The sequence below is a fragment of the Acinetobacter sp. 22323 genome (assembly GCF_052044895.1).
Classification (GTDB): Bacteria; Pseudomonadota; Gammaproteobacteria; order Pseudomonadales; family Moraxellaceae; genus Acinetobacter; species Acinetobacter schindleri.
This window is the reverse complement of sequence record NZ_JBQEOL010000008.1, coordinates 65798-77915: the sequence shown is the minus strand read 5'-3', so window position 1 is coordinate 77915 and position 12118 is coordinate 65798. Positions and strand designations below refer to the sequence as shown.

The following is a 12118-nucleotide window of genomic DNA, read 5'->3' as shown; positions in this document are numbered from 1 at the left end:
TCTTTTTATTTAAAGAATTTAGCTTCTTCAGACTGCGGATAATTTTTCAACAAGCGAGATTTATATTGTGCAGCCAAGGTCTTGTTTTTCTCTACCTCACTGCTGACATTATACAATTGATACAAAGCACGAGCAGCTTTTGCCGAATTTGGATAGCGGTCTGCCACAATGGCATAATTTCGCTTCGCTTCAGTAAAATTCGGTGGATCAATCGACAGATTAAACTCTGCTAACCAGAAATAGGCATTGCTGATATAGACGCTATTCGGATTATTCTTAATGAAATTCTGCATTGGTGCAATCGCTTTTGCGGCACCGCCATTCTTGTAGGCATCCAGGGCTACTGTATATGCAGCTTTTTCTAACTCGGAGGGTTGGGCAGAAGAGCTCGAAGCTGTTGATGTCTGAGCTTGGCTTAACTTGCTGTTGCCTGCTCCTGAACTGGGTGCAGTATCCTGTTGATTATCCTCCTCAGTGCCTTGTTCAGGATCAATCTTTTGCTGTAGTAACTCAAGACGTTGATCGAGATCGGCATAACGGTTAGCCAGTTCACTTTTTAGTGACTGGATCTCGTTGTCCTGTTCTTCAATCTTGCCGCGCAAGCCACGAATATCACTTTCCAGTTGCTGATTTTTTTGCAGCAATTGCCAGCTCATATTGGTCTGTACCGGGGTATCTACTCCTGAGGAAATCGCAGGCAGGGTGCTGGTAGGTGCTGTACTGTTACCACCTTGGCTTAAGCCTCGAGATTCAATTGGAACTGCAGCAAAGAGTGAAGTAGTACAGAGCATGCTGAACGCGCATAAGACATGTTTTTTAAACATCATCTATTTTATCCATGTTGTTTTTGAATGGACCAACGTTCAAGGTGGTCAATCAAATAAATTATTCAATGTATATGCCACACATTTAAAACGGCATTGCCGGGAATTGCAACATGCTTTTACAAAGTTGAAGGGGTTTTCCGGGCAGGAATTTGTATCTCGGATTTACAGAAAATCCTGAATTAATCCTACATTGTTTTTAAAATAATCAAACGGATAGCTTGTGCCAGATTTTTTAGTATTCTCACTTGCAAGTTCATTAAAAATCTCTATACTCTGTTCTTGCAATGGTAGCCCTGCCGGTTACTTCGCAATTGCACTCTGCGAACCCCGCCAGGACCGGAAGGTAGCAACGGTAGTAGAACTGCGATGTGCCGAAGCTTTGCTGGTAGGGTTGCCACCATATTTTTTATATAATAAAAACAATACCAATTTGAATTTTCTATTCTCAAAGCTAATCTTTTATTCATAAGCTCAAGCTGTATATCTTATTATTTTAATGCTTAGTTCATGGTTGTTTTATTTTCGATTTAAGCTTGTTTCCCAAACTATATGAAATTCAATATTCAAGACTTTTAGTTATTCAGGTTTTTAGAAAAGTAATCAATCTTCTGCTTTACGGTTAATCGCTTTCATAATGGCATCCATTTCAAAACCCCGGTACATGAGAAAACGAATCTGCTTGGCTTTGACTTTGGGATCTTTTGTAACTTCAGGGCCGTATTTCTTGAGCTTCAGTTCATAAGCTTGCTGAACCCAATCGGTTTCTTTCAGTTCATCTATAATTAAAGCTGTATCAATCTTTTTGCTTTTCAGCTTCATTTTAATCTGATTCGGGCCTTTACCTTTGCGCTTTTGGCTGGAAAGTAAAGTTTCTGCAACACGCTGATCACTTTGGTAATTCTCACGGGAAAGCTCATCAACAAGCTCTAGTACTTCATCACGATTTTCTGCATATAAGCACAGTTTTTCGATCAGTTCCGCTTTGGCGTATTCCTTACGAGTCAGTACTGCAAAGGCGTAAGAGCGCAAACGGGAGCCGGTTAAGCCCGGTTTCTTTTTATCTTCCTGCTTGTTATCAAATAAGCTTTCTTCAGGATCAAACTCGGGCAGGGTATCAGCTTGGGATAGAGTTGCCGGCTTGGACGAATCATGAGCATCGCCAAACTGTTGCTTGATGGTTTCATAATCCAGGAGCTTAGTGAACTTTGCATCAGACATAGTGAATCCCATTCATTTTATTACCTTTCCATAATAACAAAAACGCCCCGTAGGGCGCTTTGTAAGACGTTTAAGGATTATGCATCCAGAAAGTCTGCTGGTTCTTCTTCGTCTTTATCTTCAACCACATTGCCTGTCGTCAAAAGCTGCTCACGAATCAGTTTTTCAATGGTATCTGCAAGTGCTTTGTTCTCTTCCAGATAACGAATAGTGTTGTTCTTGCCTTGGCCAATCTTGTCACCTTGATAAGAGTACCAGGCACCGGCTTTCTGTACGATTTCCTGCTGTACTGCAAGGTCAATCAATTCACCGAGATGGTTTACACCTTTACCATACAGAATTTGGAATAGAGCTTCCTTAAATGGAGGCGCCATTTTGTTCTTCACAACTTTAACTTTAGTTTCAGAACCAACGATTTCGTCGCCTTCTTTTACCTGACCAATACGTCGGATATCCAGACGTACAGAAGCATAGAATTTCAGTGCATTACCACCAGTAGTAGTTTCCGGACTACCAAACATAACACCAATTTTCATACGGATCTGGTTAATGAAGATCACCATACAGTTTGAACGCTTGGCATTACCAGTGATTTTACGCAGTGCCTGGCTCATCAAACGTGCTTGCAGACCCATGTGTGAGTCACCCATTTCGCCTTCAATTTCAGCACGAGGGGTTAAGGCAGCTACGGAGTCGACAACGATCAGGTCAATCGCGCCTGAACGTACAAGCATGTCGGCAATTTCAAGTGCCTGTTCACCGTGGTCGGGTTGAGATACCAGCAGGTTGTCGATATCTACGCCCAATTTACGTGCATATTGAGGATCAAGCGCATGTTCTGCATCGATGAATGCACAAGTACCACCAGCTTTTTGACATTCTGCAATCGCTTGTAATGTCATTGTGGTTTTACCTGAAGATTCAGGACCATAGATCTCGATAATACGGCCTTTTGGTAAACCACCAATACCGAGCGCGATATCAAGCGTTAAAGAACCTGTAGATACAGCTTCAACTGCTTGAACGGTATTATCACCAAGACGCATTACTGTGTTTTTGCCAAACTGTTTTTCAATCTGGCTTAAGGCAGCATTCAGCGCCTTGTTTTTATTCTCATCCATCTTACAACCTCAATACGATGTCACTAAATTAGTACTCAAGTGGATGTCTTAAATTAGAGCTTTGTTCCACAGGTATAATAGTGACAGAAAGTTCCCTGATATTCTATAAAATTCAGCGCATTTACGACATACGCTGACGCTTGAATTTAATCATCATTATATGACCAATGCTGGTCAAATAGCTGACTATTTTCGTCTCTAAATTTACTGATGTCACGGCGATCTTTTTTACTTGGTCGGTGATCCGGACGAGCAAGATTATGCAACTTTCTTTGTGATGCAATCAATTCCCGTCGGGCAATACTGACTTCAGTTTCTTCATAAAGTGTTTGCGCAACTGGAGCAGGGCCACGGACATCAGATAGTTCTTTGACAACAACAGTTTTCTTGTCAATGCCTTGCTGGACCGTGATTTCCATGCCGATCCGGACTTCACGGGAGACTTTGACACGTTCGCCGCCAATATGCACCTTGCCGCCTTCAATGGCATTCTTGGCAATGGAGCGCGTTTTGAAAAAACGTGCCGCCCACAGCCATTTATCTATACGCATGCCTACCGCATCTTCGGGTAAAGACGATTTACGCATATTGCTTGTTAACCTCAGCCTGATTTAAATATGTGATTAAATCTGTTAATTGGTGCAGCATCGGGTAATTGCAAGTCTCGCGAGAAACTTTGCTGGAGGAGGGCTGTTTAATACTGAACAGATTCTGAATGCCATAGGCTTTGGCACCATTCAATACTTTTTCCGTATCATCAATAAAATAGACTTGTTCAGGATCAAAAGGATGCAGGGCGTTTAGACCTTGCCAGAATTCAACAAACTCCTTGGCATGCCCGATGGTTTCAGAGCTGACAATCACATCAAAATAATCTTTGAGTTGCAGATGTTCCAATTTGAAGCTGAGTCCGGCACAGTCGGCATTGGTGGCCAGCCAGATCGGGTAGCCATTTGCCTTTAGATAATCCAGTAACTCCAGTGCCTGTGGTCTTAATGCGACTTTGGATTTATGCTCGATTTGCATTGCCAGAACATCTACTTCGACTTTAGCTGTCCAGAAGCGCGATGAGTACCAGTTTAGGGTATGATTATGTTCTTGATAGAATGCATAAAGCGTTGTTCGACTTTGCTCCAGGCTGCAATGGTGCGTTTCAGCATAGCGGACAGGAAGCAGGTCATTCCAGATGAAATCGTCATAGGCAAGATCAAGTAGGGTCCCGTCCATATCAAAAATAATGGGCGGTTTTTCTGAGCAATTCGGCATATAAGGTTTTCTATGTTTAAAGCAACAACAGCACCACAAGATCCGATGATTTTGCAGTTTGTGCCCATTTTGACACAGGCTTGTGAAATTTTGCGAGAAGAATATCAGCAATATTGTTCCGGTGCTGCTTTTGACATTGAAAGGAAAAAGGATGATTCGCCTGTGACGCAAGCCGATTATCGGGTCAATACTTTTTTAACTCAGGTCCTCGCTGAAATTTCTGATTTACCGTTACTTTCTGAAGAAGGTAAACAGGAGGACCGTCAGGCATGGTCCGCATTCTGGCTGCTCGATCCTCTGGACGGTACCAAGGAATTTCTGTATCAACGACCCGAATTCACCATTAATCTGAGCCTGGTCAAAGACAATCTGACGACTTTTGCCATTCTTGCAATTCCGGCACAACAGCTTATCTATTTCTGTCCAGAACAAGGTATGCCGCTGAAATATGACATTCAGCAAGATTGCTGGCATGAATATTTTTCAGCATCTCAACAAGATACTGTGCATATTGGTCTAAGTCAGAGTAGCCAAAAAAAGCCTAAATATGCGGCTTATCTGGAAAGTCTGGCTAAATTTACTGAGTTTGAGGAGTTTAAAGCTGGCAGTGCTTATAAATTTTGCATGATTCTGGAAGATCAGGTGGATATTTATCCGCGCTTTCATCCGACCTGTGAATGGGATACCAGTGCCGGGCAATGTCTGCTGGAACGTATTGGCGGCGGTTTGGTAGATTTTAAGGGGCGGCCATTTAGCTATAACCAGCGCGAGACCTTATTAAATAGTGGTTTTATTGCTTATAAGACCAAAGAGATGAAGATATTGGCCTTTAAAGCGCTGGCTGATATGCAAGGCTGTGATTGAGCTGTGTAACGTTCATGTTATAGTGAAGCTGATTCCGTTGATAGACCAGTTGGCAAGATTGTGGCATTAAAACTGCTTCCACCGAGTATGCTCAGCGCAATAGATTTATTGCCTGATACGAAGACACCTGTGACTCTGTTTACGCGTCATTCCTTGCGTGAAGAAGTTGCTGGTCAAGGCCTGGCAGGCTACGACTTGCAATTAACATCACAGGGGCGTGATCTGGCGCAGGAGTGGGGGGCTTATCTGGTCAATCAAACTGATCGTCATATTCAGCATTGTATCTCTAGTCCTATTCAGCGTTGTGTCGATACTGCCGCCCTTATGATTGAGGGTGCAGATGCAACCAATAAGGCATCGCATACCCATAACATTGAAATTATCGAACAAGGCTTACTGGTCGAGCCTGGCAGTTTTGTGCTGGATATTCAGAAGGCTGGGCCATATTTCAAGAAACAGGGTGCATTAGGTTTTATTAATAGTTTTGTGAATAACGCCTTGCCGGGCATGAAGCATCCAATTCATGGTGTGGTCGATGTCCTGGAGTTAATCTATAACACGCATCCAAAAACGCCGTATGGACTCAGTCTGGCAGTAAGTCATGATACGATTCTGGCAGCCATGATTGCAGTCATGTCAGGTCATCAGGAGGTTAGCCGGGAAGACTGGCCAAAAATGATGGAAGGTTTGTTTGTTTGGTTTGAAGGTGATGTGTTTGAGGAGTCTAAACTGAAATGGATCTGGCGCGGTAAGGTGTATGAACTGGATATTTCCCAGTTTCAGAATGCGGAATTACACACCAGGAAATAAGTTAAAAGCTCAATCATGAGGGGTGAGCTTTTTACATTTGTCTTATGAAAGTGAAATAGAATAATCATCAAAAATCACTATGCTGATATTTAAACAGATATTCAAGTATGGGAAAAACAATGAAAACCATCACAATTTTAAGTTTGGTTATTATGGTGGGTCTAACCGCCTGTCAGAAACGTGATACGGATTCACCAGAGCAGGACAAGACCACAACGCCACATTCTATGGATAAGGATCAATAATTCAAATATTAAACTGGCTGATATTTCCGTTCTTATTTTTATCAATCCTATTTTGGGCAGGAAATAGGATTCCATAAGTTTTAAAGAATATTTTAAAAATATTGGGAAATAAGGAAGAAGAATTGAGTGGAAATAATCTTGTAAAGTTTATTTATTCAAAAATTGTCTTTTTATTGAATAGATCATTTTGTTGATTTACTAAATTTTGGGCACAAAAAAAGCCCTAAAAGGGCTTTTTTCATTTGCGATTAGTTAGAAGCTAATGCTTTAACTTGCGCGTTCAAACGGCTCTTATGACGAGCTGCTTTGTTTTTATGGATGATACCTTTGTCAGCCATACGGTCGATTACTGGAACAGCTTTTTTGTAAGCTTCAGTAGCAACAGCATAGTCGCCAGCAGCAATAGCAGCTACTGTACGTTTAAGATAGGTACGAACCATAGAACGCAAGCTTGCGTTGTGTTTGCGTGCTTTAACGTTTTGACGAGCACGTTTTTTAGCTTGAGCAGAGTTTGCCACTCGTGCACTCCTTGAAATAGATTGGTCTGGGCGGGCTGAAACTCAACTGAAAACCAACATCAGAAGAACTATCACCAGCCCGTAAACAAGTGCCATATTTTGAGGAAACTGAGGGCTTAAGTCAAGTCTTGACATGCTTTGACAACATTTTAGTTGCAGAAAAATTCTAAAGAAAACGTTAGATTAGTATTCAGGCAGGGAGATCGTACAAAAAATGACTAAAACCATAACATATCCAATCATCATTGGTGCCACAGGTCTTGTGGGTAAGAGCTTGGTACAACAGCTGGTTAATGAGCCGAGCTGCAAGCGTATCAGTGTCGTGGTACGCAAGCACCAGCCAGAGTTTGAGCAATGGCCCAAAGTCAAACAACTGGTCTTTGAGGATTTTCTGATGTTGAATGATCAGGATGTCAGCGGACATACCCATGCTTTCAGCTGTCTAGGTACAACTTTAAAGCAGGCAGGTTCCAAAGATGCTTTTTATAATGTGGACTATACCATCAATGCCCATTTTGCTGAGCTGGTTCAACAGACGGATGCGCATTATCTGCTGATTAGTGCCATGGGGGCGAATGCTGAATCCTGGTTTTTCTATAATCGGGTCAAAGGCGAGCTGGAAGATTATATCCAGACCTTAACGCTGGAACGAATCAGTCTGATCCGGCCATCTTTATTAATGGGTGAACGTGGTCATCAACGTTTACTGGAAGATGCTGCACAGAAACTCTATGGCAAGTTTTCGCATTTGGTACCGGATTCTTTTAAATACAAGCCAGTGACAGCCGAGCAGGTGGCTCATACTATGGTATATGCAGCCCTGAATCAGACTGTGAAATTTGAAATTTATGATAATTTAGCCATACAAAAAATGAAATGAGGGTAAAAATCGTGTCCAGCGTACCATTTGTAACTTGTGACCTGCTTGATGATAATCCAGATAAAGACCTGCAGGTTGTAACACCATGCCTGGATGGCAAGTTTTTTAAAAGCTATGGTGCACGTAAAAGCTTTGGTGGCCAGATTGTCACAGTAAAGTGCTTTGAAGATAATTCTCGTGTCAAAGAATTACTGGCAACTGATGGTGCAGGCAAAGTCCTGGTGGTGGATGGTGGTGCTTCGATGCGCTGTGCACTGATGGGTGACCTGATTGCTGAATCAGCAGTAAAGAATCACTGGAATGGTGTAATTATTTACGGTTGTGTACGTGATGTGGATGCGATTGCCGAACTGGATCTTGGTGTGCATGCCTTAGCTTCGATTCCTCAAAAGAGCAACCGCAAAAGTATTGGGGAAGTCGATGTTCCACTGTACTTTGGCGGCGTGACTTTTCAATCAGGTGAATACGTTTATGCGGACAATAACGGGATCGTGCTGTCTAAAGAGAAACTGGTGGACTAATCCTGTTTATTGAAAACATACAAAAATCAGCTATACCGTGAAAGTCAGGCAGTTTAGATTGCTGTTTTCACGGCTTTAAAACAATAAAGAGGACAGACGATATGTTAGGCCATCAGATTAAAGTAGCACAGGCATTGGCATCCGCATTTCTGGAAGGTGGACGAGGAGTTTCCGGAACGCCATTTCCAAACCAGCCTGAAAAACCCTTAAAGCTTTATGAGTACGAAGGCTCGCCATTCTGTCGCCGTGTCCGTGAAGTGATGACTTTACTCAACCTTGATTATGAAGTGTATCCATGCCCACGAGGCGGTAAACGCTTCCGTCCTGAAGTAAAACAGCAGGGAGGCAAACTCCAGTTCCCATTTTTAGTAGATGAAAATACGGGAGATAAGCTTTACGAATCTCAGGATATCATTCACCACCTGTTTAAGCATTATGGCAAAACTGGTAAGACTCCGGCGAAATATTCAAATTATCCAAAGGTGCCGGTGGCTGCAATTGCCGGTACGATGGTCAACGGTTTACGCGGTGGTATGGCAAAACCATTAAAGAAAAATAAACCTGCACCTGAACAGCTTCTGGAGCTGTGGGGGTTTGAAGCCAGCCCGTATACCCGTATAGTCCGTGGTGTATTGTCTGAGCTGGAAATTCCTTATATCTACCACAATGTGGCGAAAGAACGCTGGCAAGATTATGGCCCAGCCAAGCTACGCCTAAAGCCAGGAAAATATGAGCCCTTGCCAGGCGGTAAACGCGAACAGCTGTTCACCATGATGGGGAACAATATCCAGGTGCCTTATCTGGTCGATCCGAATACCAATGTAAAAATGTTCGAATCTAAAGATATTGTGAAATATCTAAAAGGTCAGTATGGCGCTTAATTTTCGTAAATTTTTTAATTAAAGAATTTCCTGGGTCACTAACAAAAAAAGAGGATCAAATGCCCCTCTTTTTTTGTTTCTTATTCTTCTTCAGCAGGCGGAACCAGCATCAGGATGGATTCATTGAGCAGATCTGCCAGGTCTTCTAGCATATCTTCATCAGCAAAGTCCAGATTGAGCATCACAGATTCACCATTGGCGATCAGCTTGAGTTTTTCTGCAAAAGCTTCTGAGACACATAAACCTTCACCATTGCCCCAGAATAGTATTTCATCATCTTCTTCAGTATAAAGCAGGCGTGATGCTGGCTCGAGCATAATGCTATAGCCTTGGTCTAATGCTTCTTCCAGGTCGCCAGTACCAATTTCTTCTGCTTCTGGAATATTTTCTGGGTATTTAGGTTCAGACATCAGGCCCATGATGGCATCTTCAAGTACATTGGAGTTATGTAACTGCTCCATGATTTTACTTTTCAGATATTCAAGCTCATTAGCTGTGACTTCACCGGCAGCACTGATTTGATCACGAATGATATCAGTCAGGGGATTACGTAAAACTTCATTTTCAGCAAACTTGTCTCCAACACGGTCCATCATGTCACTGACATTTGGCATACGGAAACCAAAAGAGAAAGTTAAACAGTCATCTTCAGCTACGCCGTAGTGTGAAAGCCCAGGTGGCACATATAGTAAGTCACCTGGAGCAAGAACTTCATCAAAGTTTACATCCATTTCTGGAAGTAATTTTAATGGCTGACCCGGAACAAACTCAGTTTCTGCATTACACATCTGACCTAATTGCCAGCGACGGTGACCATAACCTTGTACAAGGAAAACATCATAGAAGTCGAAATGCTTGCCTACAGAACCACCCTGAGGCGCATATGACACCATGATGTCATCACGGCGCCATTGTGGAATGAATGGAAATTTCTTCCAGAGTTCCGATAGATCAAAGGAATAGTGATCTACTGCCTGAACAAGGAGTGTCCATAATTTAGGCATCTTCTGGAAATCAGCTTTTAGTAAAGGTGAAGATTTCACTGACCATTGGTTCGGGTCGCGGTCTTTTTGCTTGATCAAGCGTGCAGTCACGTTTTCATCCAGAGCCAGCTCCAGGACATCATCAGGTTCAAGCAGGCCAGAAATTTCAGGCATGGCATTACGTACAAGGAGAGGTTTTTTCTGCCAGTATTCAGCAAGGAATTGTTCAGCGGTAATTCCGCCTAATACATCTAAAGGTTGGGACATGGGATTAACTACAAGATAAATTTTGCTTATTGTCCCTTGAGTTATTGAATGGTGCAAGCGAGATGGTAAGAAATAGGCCTTTTATAAATTCCAGGAGAGTAAGCCAAGTAATATCTATTTTCATAAAATAAATGATGAGAATTTTATTTAAAAATTAATCTATTAAAAAATTTTAGCGCTCTTAAAAATTGAATAAGAAGAATAGCATTTTGAATGAAGGATAAGAATTACAAAGATATGAACTAAATTAGAGTAGCTCAATTAAAAGTGATAATTACGTAAATAAAATAGTGAAAAACATACTTTGATTGACATAAGTGACGAAATGACACAATTTTTTGTAAGGAGAATAAAAATAATTTGGAAAATAAAATGAAAGAAATTCAATTAATTAATAAAAAACAAAAGAAAAAATACAGATGAATGCTGATACGGTTCGAATTGATCAAAGCTCCATTGTAAAAATCAAAATTTCTAAATCAGATATTGTCCAGATGTCTCAAGAAGGTACAAATCTGATTTTAGTATTGAGAAATGGCGAAAGATTGGTGGTTGAAAATTTTTATGCAAACAATCATGAAGGTTTAACGTCTAGTCTTGTGATTGAAGAGCAAAGCGGTACTTTATATTGGTTTGATGAGGTGACCAAGCAATATAAGCAGATTTCAAGGACAGATACCTTATTACCATCTTCCTCGTTTCTTGCAGAAAATTGGGAGTGGATAGCGATTGGTACATTGCTCATTGGTGGAGTTGCAGCGACAGACAGTGGTGAGGTTGAAGATGATGAACAGTTAGAGCTAAATGAGCCAGTGCCAATAGATCCTGTGCCGGAAGTGCCAGTAGAACCTGAACCGGAAGTACCGGTAGAGCCAGAACCAGAGCCGGAAGTGCCAGTAGAGCCAGAACCGGAACCAGAAGTACCAGTAGAACCAGAACCAGAGCCGGAAGTACCAGTAGAACCTGCACCAGAACCGGAAGTACCTGAACCTGAACCAGAAGTGCCAGTAGAACCTGAGCCGGAGCCAGAAGTACCGGTAGAATCACAACCGGAACCAGAAGTGCCAGTAGAACCTGAGCCAGAGCCGGGGCAACCAGAACCAACAAATCCAACACTTCGACTAGCTCGACTTAACCTAGTTGAACAAAATGAATATACCGTTCCTGATCAAGAAGCTGTGAGCAGATTCAAAACATCACAAGAATTTATGAGGAATAGCTTTGAAGAGCAACAAGTGGCAGTTGATACTAATCATGATGTTATTCCATCAGATGGGAACGAGGACATTATTGATGCTAAACAGCTCATAGATTTTATTTCTTCGGGCTTAGATAGCAATACGCAAGTTTATAAAATACTAAATACAGCGGATGCAATTTCAAATTTAAATAATCAGATGAATCTGTTGTTAGAGGGTACAGAAAAAGAAAGTAGTTTGATGGATATCGACTTTATGCGAACAGATACTGTTTCATTAGCTGAACTGCTTTCTGATTCTAGTCATGTAGACAATATTATTGTAGTAGGGAATGAAGGGGATCAAATTATTATTCAAACTGATGCTGAAGAGGTTGCGCAAGCCAGCGATCCGTTGATATTGGAAAATCAATCAGATCTCATGTTGCAACAGCTTTTATCTGAGCAGCAACAGATTATTGGTTAAATATTTACCTGATCGATAGTTGCTAAAAAGCCGTCCTAAAACTGCTTCCTTAC

Annotated in this window: 14 protein-coding genes and 1 other RNA gene; 8 read left to right on the top strand and 7 right to left on the bottom strand. The window is 41.7% G+C overall.

Annotation, left to right across the window (positions count from 1 at the left end; genetic code table 11):
* Positions 1-5 precede the first annotated feature (5 nt).
* Complete coding sequence (locus tag ACTJIX_RS07105) at positions 6-827, bottom strand: YbgF trimerization domain-containing protein (protein ID WP_004812666.1); 822 nt, start codon at positions 825-827, stop codon at positions 6-8.
* Positions 828-1121: 294 nt separating this feature from the next.
* Between ACTJIX_RS07105 and ffs the strand changes: the two genes are divergently transcribed.
* Positions 1122-1218: signal recognition particle sRNA small type (gene ffs / locus ACTJIX_RS07100), an RNA gene on the top strand.
* Between the two features lie 209 nt (positions 1219-1427).
* Here ffs and ACTJIX_RS07095 read toward each other — a convergent pair.
* The 4 genes from ACTJIX_RS07095 to ACTJIX_RS07080 all read right to left on the bottom strand — a co-directional run bounded on the left by ACTJIX_RS07095 (position 1428) and on the right by ACTJIX_RS07080 (position 4432).
* Complete coding sequence (locus tag ACTJIX_RS07095) at positions 1428-2045, bottom strand: regulatory protein RecX (protein WP_004812668.1); 618 nt, start codon at positions 2043-2045, stop codon at positions 1428-1430.
* A gap of 77 nt (positions 2046-2122) precedes the next feature.
* Positions 2123-3166, bottom strand: coding sequence for a recombinase RecA (recA, locus tag ACTJIX_RS07090; protein WP_004812670.1), 1044 nt, complete (start codon positions 3164-3166; stop codon positions 2123-2125).
* Positions 3167-3312: 146 nt separating this feature from the next.
* Complete coding sequence (locus tag ACTJIX_RS07085; protein WP_004812671.1) at positions 3313-3753, bottom strand: RNA-binding S4 domain-containing protein; 441 nt, start codon at positions 3751-3753, stop codon at positions 3313-3315.
* Complete coding sequence (locus ACTJIX_RS07080; RefSeq protein ID WP_004812672.1) at positions 3746-4432, bottom strand: HAD-IA family hydrolase; 687 nt, start codon at positions 4430-4432, stop codon at positions 3746-3748. The genes ACTJIX_RS07085 and ACTJIX_RS07080 overlap by 8 nt, the downstream gene beginning before the upstream one ends.
* A gap of 12 nt (positions 4433-4444) precedes the next feature.
* Between ACTJIX_RS07080 and ACTJIX_RS07075 the strand changes: the two genes are divergently transcribed.
* From ACTJIX_RS07075 to ACTJIX_RS07065, 3 genes are all read left to right on the top strand, one after another.
* A complete protein-coding gene (locus ACTJIX_RS07075; RefSeq protein WP_004812673.1) occupies positions 4445-5296 on the top strand; it encodes a 3'(2'),5'-bisphosphate nucleotidase CysQ family protein in 852 nt (283 codons plus the stop codon).
* Between the two features lie 60 nt (positions 5297-5356).
* Positions 5357-6106: a histidine phosphatase family protein gene (locus ACTJIX_RS07070; protein WP_008305272.1), complete on the top strand. Its 750-nt coding sequence runs from the start codon at positions 5357-5359 to the stop codon at positions 6104-6106.
* A gap of 119 nt (positions 6107-6225) precedes the next feature.
* A complete protein-coding gene (locus ACTJIX_RS07065; protein ID WP_004812675.1) occupies positions 6226-6351 on the top strand; it encodes a hypothetical protein in 126 nt (41 codons plus the stop codon).
* A 248-nt stretch (positions 6352-6599) separates the two neighbouring features.
* Here ACTJIX_RS07065 and rpsT read toward each other — a convergent pair whose 3' ends face one another.
* The gene (gene rpsT, locus ACTJIX_RS07060) at positions 6600-6869 is read right to left on the bottom strand and encodes a 30S ribosomal protein S20 (RefSeq protein WP_004786139.1); all 270 of its coding nucleotides are present in this window, start codon (positions 6867-6869) and stop codon (positions 6600-6602) included.
* Between the two features lie 214 nt (positions 6870-7083).
* On the opposite strand from rpsT, the gene ACTJIX_RS07055 reads away from it, so the two are divergent.
* From ACTJIX_RS07055 to ACTJIX_RS07045, 3 genes are all read left to right on the top strand, one after another.
* Positions 7084-7749 (top strand): NAD-dependent epimerase/dehydratase family protein, encoded by a 666-nt coding sequence (locus tag ACTJIX_RS07055; protein WP_004812676.1) that lies wholly within the window; start codon positions 7084-7086, stop codon positions 7747-7749.
* A gap of 11 nt (positions 7750-7760) precedes the next feature.
* Positions 7761-8270: a ribonuclease E activity regulator RraA gene (gene rraA / locus ACTJIX_RS07050; protein WP_108675948.1), complete on the top strand. Its 510-nt coding sequence runs from the start codon at positions 7761-7763 to the stop codon at positions 8268-8270.
* A gap of 101 nt (positions 8271-8371) precedes the next feature.
* Positions 8372-9151: a glutathione S-transferase N-terminal domain-containing protein gene (locus tag ACTJIX_RS07045; protein ID WP_004812679.1), complete on the top strand. Its 780-nt coding sequence runs from the start codon at positions 8372-8374 to the stop codon at positions 9149-9151.
* A gap of 80 nt (positions 9152-9231) precedes the next feature.
* Here the strand turns inward: ACTJIX_RS07045 and ACTJIX_RS07040 are convergent, their stop codons facing one another.
* Entirely contained in the window at positions 9232-10401 is a 1170-nt protein-coding gene (locus ACTJIX_RS07040; RefSeq protein ID WP_440611317.1) for a ribosomal protein uL16 3-hydroxylase, read from the bottom strand.
* A 419-nt stretch (positions 10402-10820) separates the two neighbouring features.
* Between ACTJIX_RS07040 and ACTJIX_RS07035 the strand changes: the two genes are divergently transcribed.
* Positions 10821-12065, top strand: a complete 1245-nt coding sequence (locus ACTJIX_RS07035; RefSeq protein ID WP_228156491.1) for a BapA/Bap/LapF family prefix-like domain-containing protein — start codon at positions 10821-10823, stop codon at positions 12063-12065.
* Positions 12066-12118 lie beyond the last annotated feature (53 nt).